The organism is Bradyrhizobium commune (assembly GCF_015624505.1).
GTDB lineage: Bacteria > Pseudomonadota > Alphaproteobacteria > Rhizobiales > Xanthobacteraceae > Bradyrhizobium > Bradyrhizobium commune.
In genome coordinates this window covers 5491110-5515812 of record NZ_CP061379.1, presented here as the reverse complement: position 1 = coordinate 5515812, position 24703 = coordinate 5491110, and the positions used below count along the sequence as shown (strand labels likewise).

The 24703-nt window shown below is 65.2% G+C and carries 21 protein-coding genes; 10 read left to right on the top strand and 11 right to left on the bottom strand.

The genetic code is table 11. The features are described 5' to 3' along the window. Window positions 1-54: 54 nt before the first annotated feature. The 4 genes from IC761_RS25900 to IC761_RS25885 all read left to right on the top strand — a co-directional run bounded on the left by IC761_RS25900 (window position 55) and on the right by IC761_RS25885 (window position 4900). Window positions 55-357 carry a hypothetical protein gene (locus IC761_RS25900; protein ID WP_195799513.1) on the top strand — a complete coding sequence of 101 codons (303 nt, stop codon included), beginning with the start codon at window positions 55-57 and terminating at the stop codon, window positions 355-357. Window positions 358-437: 80 nt separating this feature from the next. Then, entirely contained in the window at window positions 438-830 is a 393-nt protein-coding gene (locus IC761_RS25895) for a VOC family protein (protein ID WP_195799512.1), read from the top strand. A gap of 12 nt (window positions 831-842) precedes the next feature. Beyond that, window positions 843-1451: a cysteine hydrolase family protein gene (locus tag IC761_RS25890; protein ID WP_195799511.1), complete on the top strand. Its 609-nt coding sequence runs from the start codon at window positions 843-845 to the stop codon at window positions 1449-1451. Window positions 1452-1792: 341 nt separating this feature from the next. Then, complete coding sequence (locus IC761_RS25885; protein WP_195799510.1) at window positions 1793-4900, top strand: DEAD/DEAH box helicase; 3108 nt, start codon at window positions 1793-1795, stop codon at window positions 4898-4900. Here IC761_RS25885 and IC761_RS25880 read toward each other — a convergent pair. Both IC761_RS25880 and IC761_RS25875 read right to left on the bottom strand, forming a co-directional pair. After that, a complete protein-coding gene (locus IC761_RS25880; protein ID WP_195799509.1) occupies window positions 4831-6186 on the bottom strand; it encodes a multidrug effflux MFS transporter in 1356 nt (451 codons plus the stop codon). The two genes, IC761_RS25885 and IC761_RS25880, sit on opposite strands and share 70 nt — an antisense overlap. Window positions 6187-6269: 83 nt before the next feature. Then, window positions 6270-7622: a glycosyltransferase gene (locus tag IC761_RS25875; RefSeq protein WP_195799508.1), complete on the bottom strand. Its 1353-nt coding sequence runs from the start codon at window positions 7620-7622 to the stop codon at window positions 6270-6272. 332 nt (window positions 7623-7954) lie between these two features. Between IC761_RS25875 and IC761_RS25870 the strand changes: the two genes are divergently transcribed. From IC761_RS25870 to IC761_RS25850, 5 genes are all read left to right on the top strand, one after another. Further along, on the top strand, window positions 7955-8905 hold the full coding sequence (locus IC761_RS25870) for a cytochrome c (RefSeq protein WP_195799507.1): 951 nt from the start codon (window positions 7955-7957) through the stop codon (window positions 8903-8905). A gap of 317 nt (window positions 8906-9222) precedes the next feature. Then, a complete protein-coding gene (locus IC761_RS25865) occupies window positions 9223-9948 on the top strand; it encodes a response regulator (protein WP_195799506.1) in 726 nt (241 codons plus the stop codon). Between the two features lie 108 nt (window positions 9949-10056). Beyond that, window positions 10057-10662, top strand: coding sequence for a DUF1127 domain-containing protein (locus IC761_RS25860; protein WP_195799505.1), 606 nt, complete (start codon window positions 10057-10059; stop codon window positions 10660-10662). Window positions 10663-10987: 325 nt separating this feature from the next. Further along, window positions 10988-11818 carry a cytochrome-c peroxidase gene (locus tag IC761_RS25855; RefSeq protein ID WP_246791316.1) on the top strand — a complete coding sequence of 277 codons (831 nt, stop codon included), beginning with the start codon at window positions 10988-10990 and terminating at the stop codon, window positions 11816-11818. Next, window positions 11815-14316: a two-component system VirA-like sensor kinase gene (locus IC761_RS25850; RefSeq protein WP_195799504.1), complete on the top strand. Its 2502-nt coding sequence runs from the start codon at window positions 11815-11817 to the stop codon at window positions 14314-14316. The genes IC761_RS25855 and IC761_RS25850 overlap by 4 nt, the downstream gene beginning before the upstream one ends. Before the next feature lie 453 nt (window positions 14317-14769). On the opposite strand, the gene IC761_RS25845 is transcribed toward IC761_RS25850, so the two are convergent. The 6 genes from IC761_RS25845 to IC761_RS25820 all read right to left on the bottom strand — a co-directional run bounded on the left by IC761_RS25845 (window position 14770) and on the right by IC761_RS25820 (window position 22344). Continuing rightward, window positions 14770-15918, bottom strand: coding sequence for an amidohydrolase (locus tag IC761_RS25845; protein ID WP_195799503.1), 1149 nt, complete (start codon window positions 15916-15918; stop codon window positions 14770-14772). Between the two features lie 141 nt (window positions 15919-16059). After that, window positions 16060-17265 (bottom strand): M20/M25/M40 family metallo-hydrolase, encoded by a 1206-nt coding sequence (locus IC761_RS25840; protein WP_195799502.1) that lies wholly within the window; start codon window positions 17263-17265, stop codon window positions 16060-16062. A gap of 96 nt (window positions 17266-17361) precedes the next feature. Beyond that, entirely contained in the window at window positions 17362-18609 is a 1248-nt protein-coding gene (locus IC761_RS25835; RefSeq protein ID WP_195799501.1) for an MFS transporter, read from the bottom strand. A 126-nt stretch (window positions 18610-18735) separates the two neighbouring features. Beyond that, window positions 18736-20355 (bottom strand): inorganic phosphate transporter, encoded by a 1620-nt coding sequence (locus IC761_RS25830; RefSeq protein ID WP_195799500.1) that lies wholly within the window; start codon window positions 20353-20355, stop codon window positions 18736-18738. 56 nt (window positions 20356-20411) lie between these two features. Beyond that, window positions 20412-20780, bottom strand: coding sequence for an avidin/streptavidin family protein (locus tag IC761_RS25825; RefSeq protein ID WP_195799499.1), 369 nt, complete (start codon window positions 20778-20780; stop codon window positions 20412-20414). 52 nt (window positions 20781-20832) lie between these two features. Beyond that, window positions 20833-22344 carry a CYTH and CHAD domain-containing protein gene (locus IC761_RS25820; protein ID WP_195799498.1) on the bottom strand — a complete coding sequence of 504 codons (1512 nt, stop codon included), beginning with the start codon at window positions 22342-22344 and terminating at the stop codon, window positions 20833-20835. A gap of 177 nt (window positions 22345-22521) precedes the next feature. Between IC761_RS25820 and IC761_RS25815 the strand changes: the two genes are divergently transcribed. Further along, window positions 22522-22659, top strand: a complete 138-nt coding sequence (locus IC761_RS25815) for a hypothetical protein (protein WP_195799497.1) — start codon at window positions 22522-22524, stop codon at window positions 22657-22659. A 53-nt stretch (window positions 22660-22712) separates the two neighbouring features. On the opposite strand, the gene IC761_RS25810 is transcribed toward IC761_RS25815, so the two are convergent. Genes IC761_RS25810 through IC761_RS25800 form a run of 3 tightly spaced genes read right to left on the bottom strand, consistent with a single transcriptional unit; the run spans window position 22713 to window position 24536 of the window. Next, window positions 22713-23114: a hypothetical protein gene (locus tag IC761_RS25810; protein ID WP_210338484.1), complete on the bottom strand. Its 402-nt coding sequence runs from the start codon at window positions 23112-23114 to the stop codon at window positions 22713-22715. A 36-nt stretch (window positions 23115-23150) separates the two neighbouring features. Then, entirely contained in the window at window positions 23151-23639 is a 489-nt protein-coding gene (locus IC761_RS25805) for a MarR family winged helix-turn-helix transcriptional regulator (protein WP_438265054.1), read from the bottom strand. A 15-nt stretch (window positions 23640-23654) separates the two neighbouring features. Beyond that, a complete protein-coding gene (locus tag IC761_RS25800; protein WP_195799496.1) occupies window positions 23655-24536 on the bottom strand; it encodes an NmrA family NAD(P)-binding protein in 882 nt (293 codons plus the stop codon). Between the last annotated feature and the right edge of the window lie 167 nt (window positions 24537-24703).

Here is a 24703-nt window from a genome sequence, read left to right as displayed (position 1 = left end):
GAGGAGCATCGACCCGGCCGGCTGCAATTCCGGCAAGGCAGAGAGGAGACAGTCATGCTGACGAAATCATTGCTGGTAGGCGCAGTCCTGGCCGCCAGCTCCACCATCGCTCTCGGCGGTCCCTGCAATACCGCCAGCCGCGACGCCGGATCAGGGCCGGCAACGACCGGCTGGACCAGCCAGGCCACGGGCACCGCGTCGTCAAACGCCAAGGAACATCCACCGACGTCGGCCATGAACAAGGCGAGCGAGAACACGGCGACCTCGTCGCAGGATGCCCAGCGTCAGATGCAGGGACAGCCGACCGCGGCCGAACAGTCGAAGACGACCGGCGCCGCCAGCGACAAGGACTGCTGAGTCATCGGCATTGCAACGGAGGACGAGAGGGGGAGGCCGATGCCAAGCCTCCTCCCGCCTGCACCGGTAAGGATAAACCGATGATCCATCACGTATCGGTCGGAACCAACGACGTGCGTCGCGCGCGCGCTTTCTATGATCCGTTGATGACGTTGATCGGCTTTCGGGTCCTGAAGGCTTCGGAGCGATCCGTTCACTACGGCGCGTCTGACATCGTCTTCAGTCTCGAAACGCCGGTGAATGGCAAGCCTGCCAGCCCGGGAAATGGCGTACATATTGCCTTTCAAGCGCCCGACCGCGAGACCGTGAGGCGCTTCCATAGCGCAGCTGTGGCAAATGGCGGAAGCGATGAGGGAGGCCCGGGCATCCGTGACGACTACAACGCCAACTATTATGGGGCCTTTGTGCGCGATCTCGATGGCAACAAGATCGAAACCGTGACCTACACGGGGCGCGAGAGCTTCGGTCTCTGATCGAGCGGACCGATGATGGACGCAAAATCGCCCGCAAGCCCAATTCGGGATGCAGTGCATCTTTGCATCGATATGCAGAATATTTTTGCGCCCGGGGGGCTCTGGGAAACGCCGTGGATGGAGAAGGTGTTGCCGACGATCGTCTCGATCGTCTCGCGCTATCAGGTCAGAACCGTGTTTTCGCGTTTCATCACGCCGCAGGATCCCGGGGATCGCCCAGGGCAGTGGCAGAGCTACTTTCGACGATGGCGCCAGGCGACCCGCAGCCAGCTCCCGCCATCCGCTCTCGAACTCGTGCCGGCGCTGGCAAGGTTCGCTCCTCCGGCCCGCATCATCGACAAGCCCGCCTATTCCGCATTCAGCAACTCGGCGCTAGCGAGCCTGCTGATCGAGAAAGGTATCGGCACCGTGGTGATCACCGGTGCCGAGACAGATGTCTGCGTTCTCTCGACGGTCCTGAGCGCCGTCGATCTCGGCTTCAGGGTCGTGATCGTTGAAGACGCGTTATGCAGTTCGTCCGACGTCGGCCACGACGCGTTGATGACGATGTACCGCACCCGCTTTCACGGTCAGGTGGACTTGGCGACGGCCGAGGAGCTGACGGAGTTCTGGAGAGAGTGATCGAACGGCGCCGAGGCTGTTCATCGTCCCCGTTGTGTCCGGTTGTCACCCGGCGGTGCCTGGGGTAACCCGCATCGCCCTGTTTGGTCCGACGGCGCGGGGGCCGGATGCGTGCGTTCGAGCGGCAAATCCCCTATGCATGACCGGGGACTGCCGAATCGCCCGCAATTGACGAAGCCGACGACCAGAAACGGATTAACGTGCGTCATTCCAAAAAAGTGCGTCTGGCCAAGAACTCGCCGACCAGGCGCTTACCGGTCAAGAGCCCGCCGACCAGGAGTCCGCCCAAGAGAAGCAACGCGGCGCAACGCGCCACGATCTCGTCGTCGTCGCCCCTTGGCATGATGGCGTTGCATCTGTTGGCGCAATGGAAGGAGTCCGGCCGGAGCGGGCTGGTGTTTCTCGCCGAGAATGAGAGCAGGGCGGAGCGGCTCGGCAGCGTCATCCATGCGCTCGACCCGTCCTGCGAGGTTCTGGTGTTTCCGCGTCTGAACACCTTGCCGTTCGATCAATTGGAGCCATCGCGCGAAATCGCAGGCCGCAGAGCCGCGGTGCTGAGGCGTCTCGCGAAATCGAAAAAGCCGGTCTTTCTGGTCGCGACAGCGGAAGCCGTGATGGAGAGGCTGCCGCTACCGGCGAGCCTGTTGCGCCTGACTACGGATCTGAAGGTCGGCGGCAAATTTTCGGAAGCAGATCTTCGCGTCCGTCTCGAAGCGCTCGGTTACGATCTGGACGAGGAGCCGGATTATCCGGGCGGCGTCCTGTTTCATGGGCAGACGTTCGAGATATTTCCCGCAGGCGCATTGGGGCCGTTCCGGATCGAGCATTCCGGGCGCGCCATCAATCGGATCGTGGCATTCGATCCGAAGGAGCACGAGATCATCTTCGAGACCAAAGAGCTCCTGGTCGATCCGATGTCGGAGCGGCTCGCTTTCGCCGGGACGCGGGCCAAGCGCACGACACTGTTCGATTATTGCGGACGCGCCAAATGGATCGCGGATGCCGGCGTTCCCGCGCACGCCGACGGTTGGCTGAACACGATCGAGGACGTGGCGGGACGCGCGGACAGGGAGCGCGAATATCTCGGACGTCGCGACTGGAAGCAGGCGACCCGGGGCATGAAGGTGTTGCCGAAGGCAGCTCCCTTCCAGCCCACGCCGGAATTTTCGAAGCTGACATCCGCCAGGAAAGCGCTTCGTGCCTATGTCGATGAGGCGCAGCGCGCGGGTTCACGCCTGGTCTTCGTGGCAGCGCAGGAGGAGGACCTGCGTGCGATGGAGCGGATGAGTGGCGTCAAGGCGGAGCGTCTTGCGGACTGGAATGAGGTGACGAGCGGGAGCGGCCGCGACGCGGCGCTGCTCGCCGATCTCGACTCAGGCTTCGTGGTGCCCGGGAAAAAGCCGCTTGTGCTCGTGACGGCGTCCGACGTGCTCGGCAGCAGGGCGCATCATCCGCAGCCGTTGGCGCGAAGCTGGAGCACGGCCTTCGATCATGCCGACGTGCCGGAACAGGGCACGGTGGTCGTGCATCTCCAGCGCGGCCTTGCCGTGCTCGATGGCTTGCAGACCGTGAACACGGGCGGCGGCGCGTTGCGGGAGATGGTCAGGCTCTCCTTCGCGGGAGACAATGCGGTTCTGGTGCCGCCGCCTGATCTGGCGCTGATGTGGCCTTATGCGGAAGAGCGCGGCAAGCTATCGCTCGACAAGGCGGACGGCAGCACATGGTGGGCCCGCCGCACCGAAGCCGAGCGGGAGATCCAGATCGCCGGCAAGGTGCTCGCCAAACACATCAGCCAGCGCCGGCGGCGGCGTGCGGAAAAGCTGGTCCCGCCGGGATCGGCCTATGAGAAATTCGTCGCGCGCTTTCCTTACTTCACGACGGCCGATCAGGCCAAGGCGATCCGGGATGTACTGGATGATCTCGCCTCCGGTCACCCGATGGACCGGGTGATCTGCGGCGACGTCGGCTTCGGCAAGACCGAGGTGGCGCTGCGTGCGGCCGCAGCCGTGGTGCTGTCGGGAAAGCAGGTGGCGATCGCGGTGCCGACGACCGTGCTGGCGCGGCAGCATGTCGCCACGTTCCGCCGGCGCTTCGCCCCGTTCGACATCGAGGTGGGTATCCTGTCGCAAGCCGTCTCGGGCGCAGAGATGCGGGAAACGAAAGAGAGCTTACGCAGCGGCCGAATCAAGGTCGCGATCGGCACGCAGGCGCTTACCTCGAAGGACGTGAAGTTTAGCGATCTCGGTCTCGTCATCATCGACGAGGAGCAGCATTTTGGCGCGGCGGAGAAGGCGAAGCTTTCGGGCCTCGCCAAAGGCGTCCATACGCTGTGGATGAGCGCGACGCCGATCCCGCGTACGCTCGCCGCCGGTCTTGCCGGCTTCAGGGATCTGAGCGTCATCGCGACGCCGCCGGCATATCGGCTTCCGGTCGCAACGAAGATCGCGCCCCTGTCGGACGCCGCCATCGCGTCGGCGCTGCTGCGGGAGCAGCGGCGGCACGGCCAGAGCTTTCTGATCTGCCCGCGCATCCAGGATCTGGATCCCATGCTGGCGCGCGTTCAGGCGCTGGCGCCCGATCTGCGCATCGTCTCTCTCCACGGCCGGTTGCCGGCCGACGAGATCGACGACCGCATGATGAGCTTCGTCGAGGGCGAGGCCGACGTTCTACTCGCGACCAATATCGTGGAGAGCGGCCTCGATATCCCGCGCGCGAATACGATCGTGGTGTGCTGGCCCGAAAAGTTCGGCCTCGCCCAGCTTCATCAGCTGCGCGGCCGCGTCGGCCGTGGCGGCATCCGCGCCTTCGCGTATCTCTTGACCGAGACGGCTTCCGAGCAGTCCGAGAAGCGGCTCGCTGTGCTGGAAGAATTCAGCCGGCCGGGCGCGGGCTTTGCCATCAGCGAGCGCGACCTCGATCTCAGAGGCGCCGGCGATCTGTTCTCGGAACAGCAATCCGGCCATGTCCAGGTGTTCGGACCCGTGCTCTACAGCCGCCTCCTGAAAATGGCTTCGGAGAAGGTCGATCACGGCAGGGCCGCGGTGTGGGTGCCCGACCTCAATCTTCCGGTCGCGGACATGCTCCCCGAAAGTTACGTGCAATCCGAGCCGGTGCGGCTCGAGCTCTATGCCCGCGCCGCGCGGTGTGCCAGCGAGGACGAGCTTGACGATCTCGAGGAGGAAACCTCCCGCCGCTTCGGACCATTGCCGCCGGCGGCCCGCGACGTCTTTGCGGCAGCGCGACTGAGACTGGATTGCAAGCGCAGAGGCATCATCCGCCTCGATGTCGGGTCAGGCGCGGTGGCCGCGACGTTCCTGCCGGGACGGTTACGGAAATCCAAAGGACGCTCGCTGCAACGCGACGGCGATCGCGTCGTCTATCACAGCCCGATGCGGGATGCCCCGTTCGACCGCGTCGAGGAAATGTTCGAACTGCTGGACGAGGCGTGATCGCGGAGCGCAAGGGACGCGCGATCCCGCGAACTCAGGAGTTTCGCGGGGCTTTGGATCGCAGCGTTGGCATCGATCGTCAGCGATTGAAGACGACGTTCGGCGGGACGCGCGACCAGCAGATAAAGGCCCAGCGCGAGCAGCGACGAGGCCGCCATGACCGAGGTCATCGAGAGTGCGGTCCGCCCGTCGAAGCGGACCGAGACCAGCGCGCTCGATATCGCGCCCGCGGTCAATTGAATGCTGCCGGCCGCGGCGCTCACGGCGCCGGCGATCTCCGGCAGGCGCTGCATCGTCGCGCTCATCACGTTCGGCACGCTGAGCCCGAAGCCGAGCGCCACCGCCATCAGCAGCGCGACGACGACTGCCGTGGGCATCCAGCCGGCCAGCGTCATGGCGAGCAGGGCGACGCTGGCTGTCGTCGACAGCGTCAGGCCCGTTGCAAGCATACGTGCCGATGAGAGTCCGCGCCGGCCGAGCTGGCCGTCGAGAAAGGCGCCAATCATCACCGCCGCCGAGCAGGCGCTGAAGATCAGGCCGTATTGCTCAGGCGGCAGTCCGACGGCGCCGATGAAGTACAGCGAGGCGCCGGTGACATAGGCAAACACCGTCGCGCCGCCCGCGGCGCCGACGAGGATGAAGGGCAGCGCGACCGGATGCATCAGCACCCTGTGATAGCTGTCGATCACGGTAGACGGCATCAGCCGCCCGGATGGAGCGATCGTCGCAGTCTCATTGAACCGGCACATCACCACCACCAGCAGCGCCAGACCGATTCCGGCCTGGGTCGCATAGATCGATTGCCAGCCGGCGGCCGCCAGTAGCGCAGCACCCGCCGTCGGCGCGATCACGGTTGCGACGTTCACCGCGACCATGACATTGGCAATCTTGCCGCGTGCGGCGTTGCCGCCGAAGAGATCGCGGATGATGGCAAAGGTCGTCGAGGTTGCGGCGGCACCGACGCCCTGAAGGAAGCGGCACAGCAGGAGAGCCGGCAGCGAGGTGGAACCCGCACAGCCGAGGCTGGCGGCAACGAACAGCGCGAGGCCGAATGCCAGAACCGGCTTGCGGCCGACACGATCGGAGACCGGTCCGTACATCAGCGGCGCAGTGGCGAGGCTCAGCATGAACGCGCTCATGGTCAGCCCGACATCCGAGGCGGTCACGCCAAGCGCGGCACCGGTGGCCGCCAGTGCCGGCAGATTGATGTCGATGCCGGAATAGGGCACGGCCGCGAGAAAGCCGAGCAGCAGCGTGAAGGCAAAGGTTTCAGGCTCGATGCGCATGGACGAGATCCGACATTGTTCGATGAATGAAGCCGATGGAGGCGCGATTGCACCCGCGCCTCCATCGTTCGCTCGTAGCTGGATCAGCCGCGCCGGCCGGCGCGACGCCCCTGGCTCGCCGCGGCCGCGCGGAGGCGTGACACGCCTGTCTCGTCGGTCACGAGCTCGCCGATGACCCGGAGAATTTCCGACCGTGTGTCGATCTCGGCGAACTCGTCCGCGATCTGCGATGCGCGCAGTTTGTAGCTGGGACGGTCGAGCACCGTCCGCACCGCTTTGCGCAAGGCCTCCTGCGTCGGCTCGTTGGTCGCGAGGTTGATGCCGACACCGGACCACGCGACGCGCGCGTTGACGTCGGCCTTGTCTTCGGTTGTTCCCGCTGTGACCAGCGGGATGCCGAAGCTCATCGCCTGGTTGACGCTGCCATAGCCGCCATTGGTGACGAGCACGTCGACTTTCGGCAGCAGCCATTCGAACGGCAGATAGCTGGCGACTCGTGCGTTCGACGGCACCTTGCCCGGGATGGCGTCGACCGGGCGGCCGCCGGCGGTCGCGACCACCAGGATGTCGGGCTCGTCGGCAAGTGCCGCCAGCGTCGGGGCGACCAGCAGATCGAAATTGTGGTTGGCCACCGTTCCCTGCGTCACCAGAACGACCTTGCGCGAACCGTCGAGGTCCTTGCCCCATGACGGCGGCGGGACCTGCTTGGCAATGATCGGAGGCGTGCCGACGAAATGCACGCCTGGCGGGATCTCGCGCGGAAATTCGAAGCTCGGCACCGACAATTGCAGATAGGCGTCGGCGAGAGCGACCACGGAATGAAACATCGGCATTGATATCGGCCCGACGCCAAGGCTCTTCAGGGCCCTGTTCAGGCGCAATAGAACCGGCTGATCGACCGCCGCATCGTACTCCCTCCCGATGACCGCATATTGATCGCGTTGCTCGTTGCTCGTCGCCGGCGGCAGGCCGAGGAAATTCGGCGCGCCGTCTTCGCGCGTCCAGTGCAGGAAAGACGTCCCGCAGAGAACGATGGGCGGCCGCTGCGAGCGCGGGCCGAGCAGCATCGGCAGCACGCCGAACAGCATGTCGTCGCCGACGATGACGTCGGCGGGGAATTGCCGCAGCACTTGCAGCAGCCCGTCGTGCTGGGCGGGAATGGCCTCGACGAACAGGCGCTCGCAGGCGATGCGCAGCCAATCGAATCCCGGCGGGGTGGTCTTGAGCTCGGGAGCACGCGAGAAGACGTTGCTTGGATCGAAGTCCGCGTCTCCGGAGAGGGAAAAGAACCTGGCGCCGCTCGCTTCGACGCGGTCGCGGAAAGCGCTACCCGTGAGGAAGGCAATCTCGTGGTTTTCGGCGAGCAGGATCTTCGTGATCGCCAGGAGCGGATTGAGATGACCCGTCGCAGGCGTCGAAGCGATAAGAATCTTCATGGAAGCTGACCTCTTGATGATCGATGCACGGTCGCTGCAGGGCGGCCGCTCGCGTGAGCAGAGGCAGTTGAGGGGATCGCCGTTACACCAAGGCTTCCGATGGCCGGCAAATGGTTACGGCGGCAACGCATCGTGGCGCGATGATGTCGCCGCACGAGGATTACAATCGTAACGCGAGCGGCCGGCCATGAAACGGGGCGGTAATGCCGCGCGCGTAATCGGGCAGATCGCCGGTTGGCGTGCCGCAGGCATTGAGCGGCGTGGGCCGGTCCTGATTATTGACGACCGAGATATCGCGCGGGCCTGACCGCGCAGAATTCGTTGAGGACCACATGCAGAATATTGTCGCCCTGATCGCGATGGTCGTTGTCATCGCGCTTTTCATCTGGTTGGGGGTCCGCGCCTTGCGGGCCAGGAATTCTCTGGTGAGGTGGGGCGGCGTGATGCTGGCGGCGATTCTGGCCGTCGCGTTGTCCGGCGTCAGCGCGTTGACGGCAACCGGCATCGTCAGGCAGCATATGCGTTCCGCGCCGGTCCCGGATCTCAAGGTCGAGGCGACAGCGGAACGAATTGCCCGTGGCAGGGCAGTCGCAGATGGTTTCTGCGCCGGATGCCACTCGAAGACTGGCGTGCTGTCGGGTGGCGGCGATGTCGGCAAGGATCTCCCGATTCCGATCGGCTCGTTCGTGCCCGCGAATCTGACCGCCGCCGGAGACCTGAAGCACTGGTCCGACGGCGAGATCTTTCGCGCGATTCGCAACGGCATCGACGCGCGAGGGCGCTGGCTGGCGATCATGTCCTTCACCAATGCCAACCGGCTCAGTGACGACGACACCAAGGCCGTGATTGCCTATATCCGCAGCCTGCCCGAGAGCGGCGAACGGACCCCGGATCCTCCGGATCGTTTCACGCTGCTGGGCCTCGCCATGCTCGGCGCCGGGATGTTGCCGGACGCCAAGCCGGTCTTCACCGGTGTGATCATTGCTCCGCCGAAGGCGCCGACGGCGCGCTATGGCAAGTACCTGCTGTCCTATCAGGATTGCCGCGAGTGTCACGGCAAGGATCTCGGCGGTGGCGTGCCCGGACAATTGCCTCCGCTTGGGCCCGATCTCGGAATCGTCAAGGAGTGGAGCCTGGCGCAGTTCGTCGCCACCATGCGCACGGGCGTCGATCCGAACGGACATCGGCTCGACGAGCAGATGCCGTGGCGGCCGATCGGGCGGATGGATGACGACGAGCTGTCTGCGATGTACCAGTACCTCGCAGGCCTGCCGCGTTCCTGATGTATCCCGGCGAATGATCTGGTGCGGGCCGCTCGCGCGGCCCGTCGCCATCGCCGAACAGTCCTGTCGTTACTGCCGAACAGTCGCGCAGGCGGCGCACGGGACATCGCCCAAAAGTAGCAGGCGCTAGGATCACAATTCTTCACGTCTGCGATAGTCAGCGGAATTGGCCGCAGAATTACCGCGTTACAGCGTCATCGAGGCGTCATGAACGCTGCCGTCGCATGGCGACGTTCTGGTCGTCGCCTATATTATTTTGAATGATTGCGGATGTTAAAGCGACTCAATTAGGCGGGGGCCGATTTTGAGAGAGACGTATGCTTGCAGATGTTGGCCACATCGTTGTTGTCGATGACGATCCTACCTTACGACAGATGGTGATCAGATATCTGGAGGAGCACGATGTCCCGACCAGGGCAGCCTCCAACAGATCTGAATTGAATCACCACCTCGAAGCCAGCCAGCCCAGCCTGATCATTCTGGATCTTCGTCTTGGTCAGGACGACGGTCTGGACCTGTTGCGCGAGATCCGGTCGCATTCGGATGTGCCCGTCATCATCACGACCGGCCATCGACCCGACGAGATCGATCGTATCGTCGGGCTCGAGCTCGGCGCTGACGACTACATCATCAAGCCGTTTTCGCTGAGAGAGTTGCTGGCACGCGTTCGCGCGGTGTTGCGGCGGCAGGAGATGGGCCGTGCCGCGCGCGCCCGCGATCCCGAACGCGGCGGCTATCGCTTCAGCGGCTGGAAGCTGGAGCGCCGCGGCCGCAAGCTGATCGATCCCGGCGAAACGCAGGTCGCGCTCAGCAAGGGAGAGTATGCGCTGTTGCTGGCCTTTCTCGAGGCGCCGCAGCGGCCCCTGACCCGCGAGCATCTGCTTCAGGCGACCCGCATCCATGAGGACATTTTCGATCGCAGCATCGACGTCCAGGTGTTGCGGCTGCGGCGCAAGCTGGAGGCCGATCCAAGCGCACCGCGTGTCATTCAGACCGAGCGCGGCGTCGGCTATGTCTTCGCGATCCCTGTAGAACCGTTCTAAGCACAACCGCTGGATTGCAATTGTAACCTCTTTGCCCCTGGGCCGTGACCTCGGCGTAACGGCAGGCCGGCACATTGCCTCCCACGAACGACATGTGGGAGATCTACGATGAGCACGCGTTCTTACAGTGCGGTCCGTCCCGTTCGGCCGGATGACACGGAGCTTGATGGGCTGGGCTGGGTCGGATGGTCCGATCGTCGGGGCATTGTCCGTCTCGATCCTGACGACACCGCGAGGCGGCGCTTTGACGAGATCGAGTCCCGCCCGGCGGAGCCGACCGAAGAGGTCGCGACATTCTGGTGGGCGGTCTTCACCTTCTTCATGGAGGGGTTTGCCCTGTACGGCGCGGCGTTGCATCCGACTGCGGCGGTGCCGGTTCACACGATGTTGGCGGCCAGGAAGGACTGGCAACGGCTGCCGGATGGTTGTGAGCCGCCGGAGCGAATGCAGGTCAGTGCGAGCGATGCGGCCGGACGCAGCGGCAATGTCATTGAGCTCGATCGCATCTCGCCGGCCAACGCGCAACGGCGTTGGAATTGGCTGCGGTCGGTCGGTGAGACACTGGTGGCTCTGCCATCGCAATGGCGCCGGGAGCACGAAATCAAAAGGGCGGTTGACACTTTGATGGAACTCGACGACCGGACCTTGCGGGATCTCGGCATTTGTGGCCGGGCGGACATCGAGCGGGTGGTGAGATCCGGTCGTGATTGCTGACGCGGTCTATCTCGCCTTCGCCGGACTGGGTCTATGTCATGCGGCGTGCCGCTCGATCGTCTCGGGCGGCCTCAGTCGCCGCATCTGGCCGCGTTCACGGAATCACCACTCTGCGATCAAAAGCCCTTGAACAGATGCAGTTGCTGTTCGCTTCCACCCCATATCCCTGATTGTGCAACGGTTGATCAGATTTCGCGGAGCCGGATTAGGTGCCGGCTATCGGGGCGGCGTGATCGCCATTTGCGCGGTGCTGTTGTGCTGCCTGGAGGTCACTCCCGCGCCGTCGCAGTCGCCGCCGCCGACTGCATCGGACCGTGGTGAGCCAGTGACGCCAATTCTCGCAGCTCCCGCCATCGATCCGTTGAAGGTCGCGCTCGGCGAGAAACTGTTCGGCGATCGCCGGCTGTCGCACGACGATTCGCGCACCTGCCAGGATTGCCACGATGTCGCGACCAACGGCGCGAGCCAGAAGCGGCACGATGTGAGCCTCAACGGCGCGGAGCTTCCGCTCAACACGCTCACCGTCTTCAATTCGACGCTGAGCTTTCGCTACGGCTGGGAAGGAAAATTCCGCACCGTCGAGGCCGATATCAAGTCATCGCTGGAAAGCCCGAACACCATGGGGAGCAGCGCGGCAGAGATTGCCGCAAAGCTCGATGCCGATGCCGACATGCGTGATCGCTTCTTCGCGGCCTATGGCCGCCGGCCGGAGGGCGCCGATGTCATCGACGCGCTTGCAAGCTTCCAGCGCACGCTGGTCACGCCGGGCAGCAAGTTCGATCGCTGGCTGGCGGGCGACGATTCGGCACTGTCGGCCGACGAGCTGGACGGATACCGCCTGTTCAAATCGCTGGGGTGCTCGGCCTGCCATCAGGGCGTCAATGTCGGCGGCAATCTGTACGAGCGCCACGGCATATTCCATCCGCTCGCCTCGCCCGAGCCGAAAATCCTGCGCGTGCCGAGCCTGCGCAACGTCGCGACGACGCCGCCGTATTTCCATGACGGCAGCGCGCCGACGCTCGATGACGCGGTTCGCAAGATGGCGGTGGCGCAGTTGAACGCGACGCTGACGGACCAGCAGGCGAGCGCGCTGGTCGCCTTTCTCGGCAGCCTGACCGGAACCTATCGCGGCGCGCCCGTCGGAGGCTCGCCATGAGATCTGCCCCCGCCGTGGCCGGCTTCGCGTTCGTGCTCGCCCTTCTCACCTGGCTGTTGCTGAACGGGCTGAACGTCAATTCGGCGCGCTATGACAGCCAGCTGCGGGCGCTCGATGATTTCACCCGCTACGAGCGCGGTATGACCAGGGAAGTGCTCACCGCGCGTAGCGGCCTGTCGCGCAACTATGACGGGCTGGTGCAGATGGTGAATGCCTATGACGATGCCCTGGCGCGGCTGCGCGACACCGCGGGCCTCGACGCCGAGCAAACCAGGGCGATCGACGTGCTGTCGGCGCGCGCCAGCCGGCAGGAGGATATGATCGAGCGGTTCAAGAGCAGGAACGCGTTGCTCCAGAACTCCTTCGCCTATTTCGCGATGTTCAGCGACAAGCTGGCCACATCGGAGACCCGGCCGCTGGTGACGGCTTCCTCCGCTTTGGCGGCAGCGATGCTGCGGCTGACCCTCGATACGTCCGTGGTCACGGCGCGCCAGGTCCAGGACCGGTTGGAGGAACTCGCGCAGCTGCCGGCGCCGCCGGCGGAAGCGGACTCGGTCCGCGCGCTCCTGACCCACGGACAGATGCTGCATGACCTGCTGCCGGATATCGACACCATCCTGAAGACGCTGGTCGCCGAATCCAACAATCGCGAGCAGGATGCCGTGCTGGGGGTGATCATGAAGCGCCAGCTGGCCGCGCGGTCTTCGGCGCGCAAGACGCGCCTGCTGCAATACATCACCTCGCTGCTGCTGCTCACCGGCATCATCTATTTCGGCATGCTGTTGCGCAAACGGGCGATGACGCTGCGCCGTCGCGCCGCATTCGAACATCTGATCGCCAACATCTCGATGCGCTTCATCAATTCGGGCAGCGAGAGGATCGCCGCCGATGTCGAGACGGCGCTGCATCAGCTTGCGGATTGCATCGGCGCGGACCGGGCCTATTTTGCCTGCGTGTCCGGCTCGACGATGCATGCCTATCGGTGGTCCCGCGAGGGCGTCGAATTCGAGCAGGGCTGGCCGGAGCGGGTGCTCAGCCTCGCGCCGCGATTTGACGGCGGCGAGGAGGGCATCGTCTATATCCCCAGCGTGAAGCCTGCCCATCCCTACGACACGATGAACCTCCTGGCCGATGCCGGCGTGAGTGGCTGGCTGTGCATCATGGCGGCCCGTGGAAACCGCGACGGCATTCTCGGCTTCGATGCCGTGCAGGGCGGCGCGCTCACCTATTGGTCGGAGGTCTCGCTGTTTCGCATGGCCTTCGACGCCATCGGCAACGCGATCCGGCGCGCCCGGCTGGAAGGCGAGAAGGAGCGCCTCCAGGCGAGCCTGCAGCACGCCCGTCGCATGGAGACCATCGGAACCTTTGCCAGCGGCATCGCCCACAACTTCAACAATATCGTCGGCGCCATTCTCGGCTACGCCGAAATGGCCGACGCTGGGGTCGCGTCGGGAAGCGGGTCGGCCGCGAGCCTTGCCGAGATTCGCCGTGCCGGCGAGCGGGCGCGCGAGCTGGTCGAGCAAATTCTCGGCTTCGGACGCCGCGGCGAGGGCAGGCGGGAACGCGTGTGCGTCAAGATCCTGGTCGACGAAACCAGATCGCTGCTGGCTGCCTCGCTACCCTCGCACGTCAAGGTCGTGGTGAACGAGCCGATCGAGACCGCAGTCGTGATGGGCGAGCCGGGCCAGTTGCAGCAGGTGATCCTCAATCTGTGCAACAACGCGGCGCAGGCGATGCAGGAGCCCGGTCGCATCGAGCTTCGCATCAAAGTGCGCGATCTTCCGCATGCCATGCTGATCGGGCGCAACGAAGTCGGTCCTGGCCGCTTCACCGTCATTTCGGTCGCCGATCCCGGGCCCGGCATGGACGAGGCGACGCTGGAGCGGATCTTTGAGCCGTTCTTCACGACCCGGCCGGACGGCAACGGACTCGGGCTCGCAACGGTTCGCGAGATCGTCGAGCAGCATGGCGGTGCCGTCGGCGTGCAGAGCGAGCCGGACGCCGGCACGCGCTTCGACGTCTGGTTGCCGTCCGGCGAGCCGGACGAGCTACAGGTGGTTCAACCCGGCTCCGAACCGGCGTTCCGCGGCGCCGGCGAAACCGTGCTCGTGCTCGAGACCGATGGCCGCCGCCTGTTGCGCTACGAGGAAATCCTCGCGGCACTGGGTTACGAGCCGGTTGGCTTCACCAAGCTGGCGGAGGCGATTGCCGCCTGCCGGGCCGCCCAGACCCGTTTCGACGTGGCGCTGGTGTGTCATCTGCCCGGTGGCTCCTCGCTCGATCTCGCGGCGGCGTTGCATGATGCCGCGCCGGCGCTGCGGATCATTCTGGCGACGCCCTCGACGCGCGACCTGGCGATGCCGTCGCTCAAGACATCCGGCATCACCGCGCTCGTTCATCACCCGCTGGTCTCGGCGGAACTCGCCGGCGTGCTGGCGCGGAGCCTCGTGACCTCGGCGCGGAGCGGCCGGTTGAAGCGAGCCGCCGGTGCGTCCTAGCGCGCCGCGATTTCAGCGGTAACGCGATATCGGTGCGGACGACATGGTCGGGTAGCCGGCATCTCCTATCCATCGCAGGCGCGCATTCGCATGCGCGAAATGTCACCGCGACAGGAGAGAGATGATGGCATTCAGATTTGGCGTGAGCGTTCTCGCAGCGAGTTTCTTGTTGGGTTCAGCATCAAACCTCAGGGCGGGAGGAAGCACGCCGGCCGGGACGCACACGACCATCGCCTCGCCCGCTCCGACAAGGTACGCCGACCTGTTCCGGCAGGCGCCGATTGGTCACCGCCAGCCGCGGCCGAGCGACATGTCCGAGCCTGTGCAAGCCGCGCCCGGCGATGCCGAGTTGCGACGGCTTGACGCAGAGATTGATCGCAAGCTGATCATCTGCCGCGGCTGCTGATCATGGTGGAAGGTGACGGGCCGCGCGACCGGCCCGTCGCTCCCACGCTAGTTCGCCGACAGCGCTGTCTTGGCGACTTCGGCCATCCAGGTCGAGGCGACCGGAAGGATCGCGTCGTTGAAATCGTAGCGCGGGCCGTGCAGCTCGGCGCCGGCGCGCAATTCGCCGTTGCCGATCCACACGAAGGCGCCCGGCCGCTGCTGGAGGTAGAAGGCGAAATCCTCGCCGGCCATGCTCGGCGCGAGATCGCGCGTGAGCTGCGCCCGCGCCTTGTCGGCCGCCATGCGCGCGAAGCCTGCTTCCTCCGGCGTGTTGATCACCACGCCGACGCCCATGACGATGTCGGGCGTGACCTTGACATCGAAGCTCGTGGCAATGCCGGCGCAGATCTCGCCGATCCGCCCGACGATGATGTCCTTCACGGCATTGCGGTGATGCCGCAGCGTGCCGCGGATCACGACCTTGCCGGCGATCTGATTGGGCGCGGTGCCGCCCTCGATGGTGCAGAGCGAGAGCACGGCGGCGTCGAGCGGATCGACGCTGCGCGAGACGATCGATTGCATCGCGACGATGAGGTGGCCCGCCGCCATCACCGGATCGCGCGTCAGATGCGGCATGCCGGCGTGGCCTGCGTGGCCCTCGATGGTGATGGTGACGCGTCCGCCCGAGGCCATCACCACGCCGTCATGCACCGCGATGGTGCCGGCCGCAAGCCCCGGCCAGTTGTGGAAGCCGAACACCCGATCCATCGGAAAGCGCTCGAACAGCCCGGCCGCGACCATCGCGCGCGAGCCGCCATAACCTTCCTCGGCCGGCTGGAAGATGAAGTCGACCGAGCCGCTCCAGCTCGAGTCGGCCACCAGCAGCGCGGCGGCGCCGAGCAGCGAGGCGGTGTGCCCGTCATGGCCGCAGGCGTGCATCACGCCGGGATTGGTCGAGGCGTAGGCAAGGCCGGTATCCTCGGTGATCGGCAGCGCGTCCATGTCGGCGCGCAGGCCGACACGGCTTTGCGCCGAGCCTCGTGTGAGCGTCGCGACGATGCCGTGGCCGCCGATGCCGGCCTCGAAGGGAATGCCGAGCTCGGTGAGTTTTTCCTGCACGAAGGCGGCGGTGGCTTTCTCCTGCAAGGAGAGCTCGGGGTGGGCGTGCAGATGCCGGCGCCATTCGGTGAGTTTTTGATGCAGCTCGGGGGTCAAGGCGCGGGTCTCTCGCATCGGTTGCCGGTGGATCGTAGGGTGGGTTAGCGAAGCGTAACCCACCGCGTCTCTGTCTGCGTGGAAAGTCAAGAGGTAGGTTACGCCTTCGGCCAACCCACCCTACGAGTGCGTCTCAACGGCTCACCGCATCGTCGCAAGCTGCACGGCCAGCGCGCAGGCGCGATCATATTCGTCGAGATTGATCCACTCGTCGATGGTGTGCGCCTCGTTCTGGCCGGCGCCGAAGGTCACGGTCGGAACGCCGTGGCGCACCATCCAGTTGGCGTCGAGCCCGCCATTGGCGGCGCGGACGTTCGGCGTGCCGCCGACCGCGGACACCGCCTCGATCGCGCGTTTGACGACGGGGAGGTTGTCCTTCATGCGGAACGGATAGTAATCGGTCTCCGCCTTGAACTTGACCTTGCCGGACTTGCCCAGCGTGTTCGTCACCTTCTTGGCCGCCCTCTCGAACGCGGTCTTGTAGGCTTTCGTGATCTCCTTGAAGAACTTTCCGTCGTGGCTGCGGCTCTCGCCGCGCACATGCACGTAATCGGTGACGACGTTGGTGGCATCGCCGGCGGGCCGGCCTTCGCCGCCGGTGACGGGCCCGACATTGCTGGTGCCCATCCGCGCGCTCGCGCCCTTGCCCTTCACCACCTTGCCGAACCAGCCGCCGGCCTTCACGTCCGCCAGCGCCAGCGCCATGATCATGGTCGAGGAGATGCCGCGCTCGGGCGCGCCGCCCGCATGCGAGGCGCGGCCAAAGATCTCGACGGTCCAGCGGTCCGCGCCGACCGCGCCGATCACGACGTTGGACGCCGAGCCGCCGTCATAGTTGAAGGCCATCACCGGCTTGCCGAGCTCGTCGAGCTTGACGTGGCGCGCGCCATAGAGCCCGCTCTCCTCGCGCACGCAGAACAGCAGCGTGATCGGCGGATGATCGAGCTTCTGCTTTTCGAGCTCGGCCGCCAAGGTCACCAGCACGCCGCAGCCGCAGCGATTGTCGCCGCCGAGCGCGGTCTTGGCGGAGTTGACGATTTTGCGGCCGGATTTCTTCGGCTTGGCGCCGGCGCAGAGCGGCACGGTGTCCATGTGGGTCATGAACATGATCCGCGGCTGGTTATGCAGCGCGCCGCGGCCGGGCAGGTCGACGATCAAATTGCCGGTCTCGGTCGGCACCGGAATGCGGGTGTTGGCATCGTCGAGCCGGATCGCCTTGGCCGGCACGCCGCCCTCCTTCAGCGCGGCCGTGAGCTCGCGCCCGATCGCCGCCTCCTGTCCGGTGATGCCTTCCACGGAGAGGAAGCGCATGAGGCGGTCGGTGGCGGCTTGGTGGTCGACTGGCATGGAGGTCATTCCTTGACGCGTAGGATGGGTAGAGCTCTTCGCGAAACCCATCACCTTCCGGCAAGAACGATGGGTTTCGCTGTCGCTCTACCCATCCTACGAACGCGATGACGTGTAAGTCAAAAAGATCGTCACCCCCGCGAGCAGCGCCGCCGCCATGAACAGCAGCACCGCCGGCAGTCCCGCAAATGCCGCCACCGCGCCGGTGATCGACTGCATCAGCGCCGTGCCGAGGAAGAAGGCGAGGTTCACCGCGGCCAGCGCCTTGCCGGCGGTTTGCGCGTCGACCAGCTGCCGGCACATCCCGAACAGCAGCGGCTGCGCGGAGGTCGAAAGGCCAATCAGCACGAACAGAACCAGGTCGTATTGCGGCGGCATGACGGATACGCCGAACAGCCATGCAACGGGAAAATGCGGCGCGCCGAGCGCCATCAGCGCGACCAGCAGCGCCGCGGTCGCGTGGGCGCCGGCCACGAGCTCGCGGCGGCGGCCGACCTTGCGGTCGATCATGCCCAGCAGCAGCGGACCCGCGATCATCGCCAGCGTATAGGCGCCGAGCTGGTTGCCGGCCTCGACCCGCGACAGGCCCTTCACCTGCATCAGCCACGGCCCGCCCCACAGCCCGCGCAGCACCAGCGAGGTCGCAAGCGACACCAGCGCCAGCGCGATCAGCCCGCGCAGCGGCCGCGACAGGCCGAGCCTGAGCACCTCGATCATCTGCGCCAGCGGCGAGGAGGCGTCCTGGTGCTCGGCCTTCTGGTTCGGCACCAGCGCGAGTACCGCCAGCGCCACCGCGACGCCGCCGAGAGCAGCGATCCAGAACCCGGCGCGCCAGCCATAATGATCGACCACGAAGGCGAGCGGGCTCGACGACAGCAGCATCCCTATGTTGCCGATCGACAGGATCGCGCCCGACCACAGGCCGAAGCGCGCCGCCGACAATTGCTTGGCTGCCAGCGTCATCGGGCACATCAGCATGCCCGACGTCGCGATCCCCAGCAGCAATTGCCCGAATGCAAAACTCTCAGGCCCGGTCGCGAACCCCGACGCGATCGCGCCGACGATGGTTCCCGCCAGCAGGCCGAGCGACACCGGCCGCACGCCAAACCGGTCCATCGCGGCGCCAACCGGGATCTGCGACGCGGCGAAAGCAAAATGATAGACCGAGGTGAGGCTTGCCAGCGCCTGCGGCTCGATGCGGAAATCCGCCGCCATCAAATCGAGGCTGAGGGCCGGAATCGTGCGCAGCAATGTCGAGAGCATGTGCCCGCAGGCAAGCGCCACCAGCGCAAAGATCAATGCGCGGCTGCCGTCTCCCGCGTCGTCAGTGGCAGCGGTCCCCATAGCGTCCCGTCCCGAAAAGCTTTTGGGTGGGGTTACATGATTGGAGGGCGGGTGCCAATGGCGACAGTAGCAGCCCCCTTATTCCGGATGTGGCCTTCGTGCGGGTAAGAACTGGACCCGCGCGGCTCAGACCACAATGCGGAACAGCAGATACAGGCAGCCTGCGATCAGCATCGCGGCCGGCAGTGTCAGGATCCACGCCAGCACGATGTTCCTGATCGTGGCCGTTTGCAGCCCCGAGCCGTTGGCTGCCATGGTGCCGGCAACACCACTCGACAGGATGTGCGTGGTGGACACCGGCATGCCGTAGAACTCGGCCCCCAAAATCGTTCCGGCGGCCACGATCTCGGCAGAGGCACCTTGCGCATAGGTGAGATGCTGCTTGCCGATGCGCTCGCCGACCGTCACGACGATCCGCCGCCAGCCGACCATGGTGCCCAGCCCAAGCGCGATCGCGACCGAGACCTTGACCCAGTTGGGAATGAAGCGCGTGCCATGCTCGAGGTCGGCGCGATACTGCTTCAGGATCGCGCCGTCGCCCGCGTTGAGATTGGCGCCGGCTTCCGGCAACAGGCGGACCGCGTCGGACACCATATACATGTCGTTGCGCATGTTCGCCGTCGCCGCGGCCGGAATGCGGCTGATCGAGCCATAGTTCTTCACCCCGTTCGCGATGTCGTCCGAAAGCACAGCCAGCGCAGCGAACACCTCCGGGCGGTTCAGATTCCGCGTCTTGAGCGCATCGCCGATCAGGCCTCGCGCGTCGTCGGCGTTGCCCGCCTGCGCACCTTGCGCCTGAGCTGCGAACACCGACTTGGCCTTGCCGGTGACGTCGACGAAGGCCGGCGTGCTCGATTCCGGCATGGTCCGGTTCAGCGCATAAGCGGTCGGCGCCACGCCGATCAGGATCAGCATGATCAGGCCCATGCCCTTCTGGCCGTCATTGCCGCCATGCGCAAAGGACACGCCGGTGCAAGTAAGGATCAGGATGCCGCGGATCCACCACGGCGTCGCGCCCTTCGGCTCCTCGTACAGCTTCCGCACGGGAACCACGACTTTCAACAGGAGCAACAGCAGGGCGGAGAGGACGAAGCCGACCGCCGGGCTGAACAGCAGCGCCTTGCCGACGCTGATTGCCTGCGACCAGTCGACACCCGACGTGGCCTGGCCCGCGGGTGCCATCAACTGGTTGGCGATGCCGACGCCCATGATCGAACCGATCAGGCAGTGCGACGAGCTGTTGGGAATGCCCATCGACCAAGTCGCCAGATTCCAGATGATGGCGGCAATCAGCAAGGCGAAGATCATGGCGTAGCCGGCGGTGCTGCCGACTTGCAGGATCAGGTCGACCGGCAGCAGCGTGATGACGCTGTAGGCGACCGCGCCGGTGGATACGAGCACGCCGAGGAAGTTGAACAGGCCCGACCAGATCACCGCGGTCAGTGGCGGCAGGCTGTGCGTGTAGATGACGGTCGCGACCGCGTTCGCGGTGTCGTGAAAGCCGTTCACGAACTCGAAGCCGAGCGCGATCATGAGGGCGACGCCGAGAAGGAGCATTGCTGTGAGCGCCAGCGGCTCGCCGACGCTGTGCGTGTCGGTGAAGATGCCGTAGGCGGCGTAGCCGATCCCGCTGACGAGGAAGAGCAGGAACACCGCCACCATGCTCACATGCGGCTTGCGGTGCAGGTCGGGCCTGGCGGTGGCTTCGGAGGTCAGCTGTGCATCGTTGAGGGCGAGATCGGACATGGGGATCGCTCGTTGCGCAGGGTGTTGGCCAGGAATTTACGGATCGGAGGCGGGATCTAGGCCCGCTCGAAGGTGTCGACGTTCGTTGTCACGGCGCGCCACCAGTTCAACGGCTTGAGCTTCGCGGGTTCGCCTTCGCCGGCGGCGCTCAGCGCCTGGTCGGCGACCACGAACCAGGCGGTCTCCATTTTCCCGTGGCGCAACAGGCCCGTGTATGACACCACACGGTCGCCTGACGGAGACGCGCCTGCGGCGACGAAGGCGATGCAATTGCCCTTGTGAAATCCGATGACCTGGATTGTCTGACCGTAAAAGCCGCTGTCTTCGAGCGCGGTCTCGAATGTTCCCTCGATGCGGCCCTCCGCATCGCTGATGATGCGCAGGATCGATCCGAATTGATTTCGCCAACTGCCGACCCATGCCATGCCGGTTTCTCCAAGGTCGCTTGTTTCTGCAAGGTCGCTTTTTTCTGCGAGGTCACTTGCGCGGCTCGACCCGCAGCCGATGCAATCGACGCAGCTCCCGCGCGGCATTCTTCATCAGGCCGTGAGCCGCCTCGCGCTCCTGGCCGACAATGAAGCCGGATGCGAAAGCCTGGGCGCGCCGGTTCGCAGGCGGCGCTGCCAACGCTGCCTTCGTCGCCAGCTCGCGATGCGCCATGAAGTCGTTCAGCGATCCCAGCGCCGATTGCAGCTGCTTCAGCCGGCCGGAAAAATCCGCAAGCTCGTTCTGGTCGCGATCGCGGTAGAGGCTTTTGAAGAAATCGACGGCATAGCGGATCTTCTTGATCCTGATGCGCAGCTTGTGGCGCCGCCGCGGATCGAGCTCGGCGAGCTGCTTGCCCTGCTTTCGCACCTTCCTGGTGTGCCGGTCGAGCATCTCGGCGGCATAGGCGGCGATCGAGCGGCCGTCGTCGGCGCTGGCCCGCATCGCCTCGATCCATTCGGCGACGTCGATCAGCAGGCGGCGATAGCGCGCCGACGCAACCGCCTCGCCGGCACGCCGGAAGGCTGCCATCCGTTGCGCGGAGAATTTCTTGCGTATCGCGCCGGCGCCGCGTCGCGGGACGCCCTGCTCGGGAAGCGGTTCAATGCTGTCCTTGACAAAGACGTCGATCTCGCGTGCCGGCGCGAGTTCGCCGGTGAGCCATTTGAGCTCGGCCTTGATCCGGCCCGTGCCTACCCGCGGCATGATGTCGTCGAAAAGCGAGATCGCCGCTCGCAGCCTGCGCAGGCCGACGCGCATCTGATGAACTCCCTCGGAATCCTTGTTACGCACCGGATCGGCGTTCGTGGTCACCTGACGAAGCGCCGAATGCGCGATGATGCGGAAAGCGTCTTGCGGTGAAACCTCGTGCGTGAGCCGGATCGGCTCGGCGCGTTGCGCGCTCCGGCCGTTCCCCGCCACGAGCTCGAAACCTCGCTCGGCCTTCGAGCGCGGATCGAGTTCGGCCCCTGCCTTGCGTTCAAAGATCCGCGCCAGTCTGAACAGGTCGGCGATCTGCCCGGACTTCAGCTCCAGCTCGAGTTCGGCGACGGGACGGGAGCGGCGGCCGGCGGTGATCCGGCCCTGGTCGATCGCGAGCTCGATCCGGCTTCTCCGGACGCGCCGCATCCGCGCCGTGCGGCGGACGTCGGTCTGAAAGACCGGCTTCAACTTGCCGGAAAAGTTTCTGGTGGCAATGTCGTCGAGCGGCGTATGTCTTGTTTTCGCGAGCTCAGGCTTGGCGCCGGCGACCTCGTTCTCCCATTCGCCGCGCGTCACGTCGGTGAGGCCGCGCGCTTTCACGGTCTGGACGTACCGGTCGTCGATCTTGCGGACCCGGAGCACCAAGCCGTTCCGCCTCAGCTTGTGCTTCTTCGTGTCGTAATAGGTCGAGATCAGTGTCTGCCCGGTCGGGTCGCCATGCCTGCGCGATGCGCCATTGCGCAAAACGGTCGAGAGCTGACGCGGCGCAAGGCGGAATTTCAGTTCCGTTTCTGTCGTCATGGGCGGCTTCCGTTGCGGGAATCAAAGCAGCGCAACGGCGAGAAGTTCCGATTGTTGGCCGACATTCCCGCGCGGAATCGTAGCCGGGAAAACGCTGCGTGGACGTCATGGAAACTTCACGGAACTTGGGACGCTCGTGATCGGTTACAACCAGCGTATCAGCCGGAGGATGTTCGCTTGAGCAGCAAGAACGTGATCGCGATCGTCGTCATCGTCGTCGTCCTGGCCGGCGGCGCGGTGGCTCTCTATCGCCTCGACACCGGCGAAGGCACCCGCACGAGCCAGTCGGTCTCGGCCAAGACGGCATCGGACTGATCGGGTGGGTGAAGGCAGCGATGCCGCGCTGGTCCCGCAATGACCGCGCGACTTCACGGATTTGCCTTCATCCCCTGCAACGCGCGCAGCGGGTTGAGCGGTCCGATCGGAATCAGCTCAAAGCTCATCAGATGGGCCTGGCCCAGCGGCAGCTTTTCGAGCATCTCATGGGCGGCCGCGACATCCGTGACATTCAGCAGGAACACCACGCCGCGACGGTCTGCCAGCGAATACCATTGGTCGATCTTGCCGTTCAGATAGAGGTCCACGGTGTCGCGAACCTCGTTCGGCAGGGTCGCGAACACTTTTGCCGGGTCGACACCGGGATTCACGGTGCCGATCGCAAGGATTTTCGTGGTCGGCGTCGGCGGTGGTGGCGCGGATTGCGCGTATCCGGCGCCCGGGCCGAGCATTCCGAGCAGCAACGTCAGGCCGGCGGCGAAAGTGTGTTTCATGATCATCTCCATGGAGTGGGCGATGTGCCGAGACGTTCAGTCGTCGGACGAGGTCGCGGCCATGTCGCCGACGACCATCTGTTGCAATCCCTTGCGCAGCTCGGCGACGTTCTTCGCGCCATTCAGCTGCGCGAATTGCCGTTGCGCGTCGCGCCAGAGCGGAGCCGCCTCCTTGTGAAGGCGGCGCCCCTTCTCGGTGAGCTCGATCAGGCGGCTGCGGCCGTCGGTGGGGGACGGACGGAGCCTGATCAGGCCGTCGCGCTCCAGGAAGCCGACCATCTTGCCCATCGCCGTCCGCTCGATGTCGAGCCGTTCGGCCAGCGCGTTGATCCCTGCGCTTCCGACCTCGTTCAGCGCCGCGAGCGTCAGGAACTGCGTGATGCGAAGGCCGGTTGGCGCGAGGTGGGCATCGTAGAGGCGCGTAATCTGCCGGCTCGCCTTGCGCATGGCGTTGCAGTTGCATTCGTCGATGCCAAGCGGCTGGTTGATCTGCATCATCTGTCTGTTCTCTCGACTTCTGCTCATCGCCTGGCGTCCGCCTCAGGCGAAGGCGTTCCTGTATTTCTCGATGAAGGCCGGCACCGACAGGGCCGGCGTTCCCGTGATCCTTTCGACATTGTCGTTGGTGCCGGCGAAGATACCGTCCTGATAGTTCTGGGCAACTTCGACGAGGTGCTGCACCAGGAATGGCGGAAACTTGTAGAGCTGCTCCATCCTCTGCCTGAACTCTTCGATCGAAACCGGCGCATAAGCGATCTCGGCGCCGAGCACCTTGCTCATGGCGGCCGCGATTTCGGTGTGGTTCATCTCGACAGGGCCATGGAGCGTGTAGATCTTGCCGGCGTGGCCTTCGGGCTTGGCCAGGAGATGGGCGATGACGCGCCCCTGGTCGTCGCTCGCGATCGGCGCGTGGCGGCCGTTGGCGAACGGGAATTCGATCGTCTTCCTGGCCCAGAGTGCTTTGGCGAAGTGCGGATAGACCAGCCAGTCGGCGAAGAAGGTCGGGCGCAGATGCGTGGTCGCGACCCCCGACCAGTCGAACACGCGCTCGGAGACCCAGTGATCCTGCGCCGCATGGCTCGCCGATTCCCGGCGCGCCGAAATCTGCGACATGTTGACGATGGCCGAGACGCCGGCTTCCTTCGCTGCCTGCGCAAAGTAGGCGGCGGCGCCGATGATCCCCGGCGCGATCGGATGCAGGAAATAGGCGGAGCGGATGCCCTCCATCGCCGCGCGAATGGCGTCGATGTCGGTGAAATCGCCGACCGCGGTCTCGACCCCGCGCGCCCGCAAGCCGGCGGCCTTCTCGCCGTCCTTGCGCACATAGGCCCGCACCCGCTTGCCGAGCCTCAAGAGCTCGTCGATCGCCGCACCCCCGGTGCGCCCGGTGGCGCCGCTGACGAGAATTTCTGCGTTGGTCATGGCGAGGGTCCTTTTCAACTGAGAGCATATGCTCTCTTATCCGAGAGATATAGGAGCATATACTCCTATATGTCAAGCGTGATCGTGAGACCGCTGGACCTTGGATTCGGTCTATCTTCGGCGAGATAGGTGACGCATCGCACAGCGGCTGAAGGGAGCGAACGTAG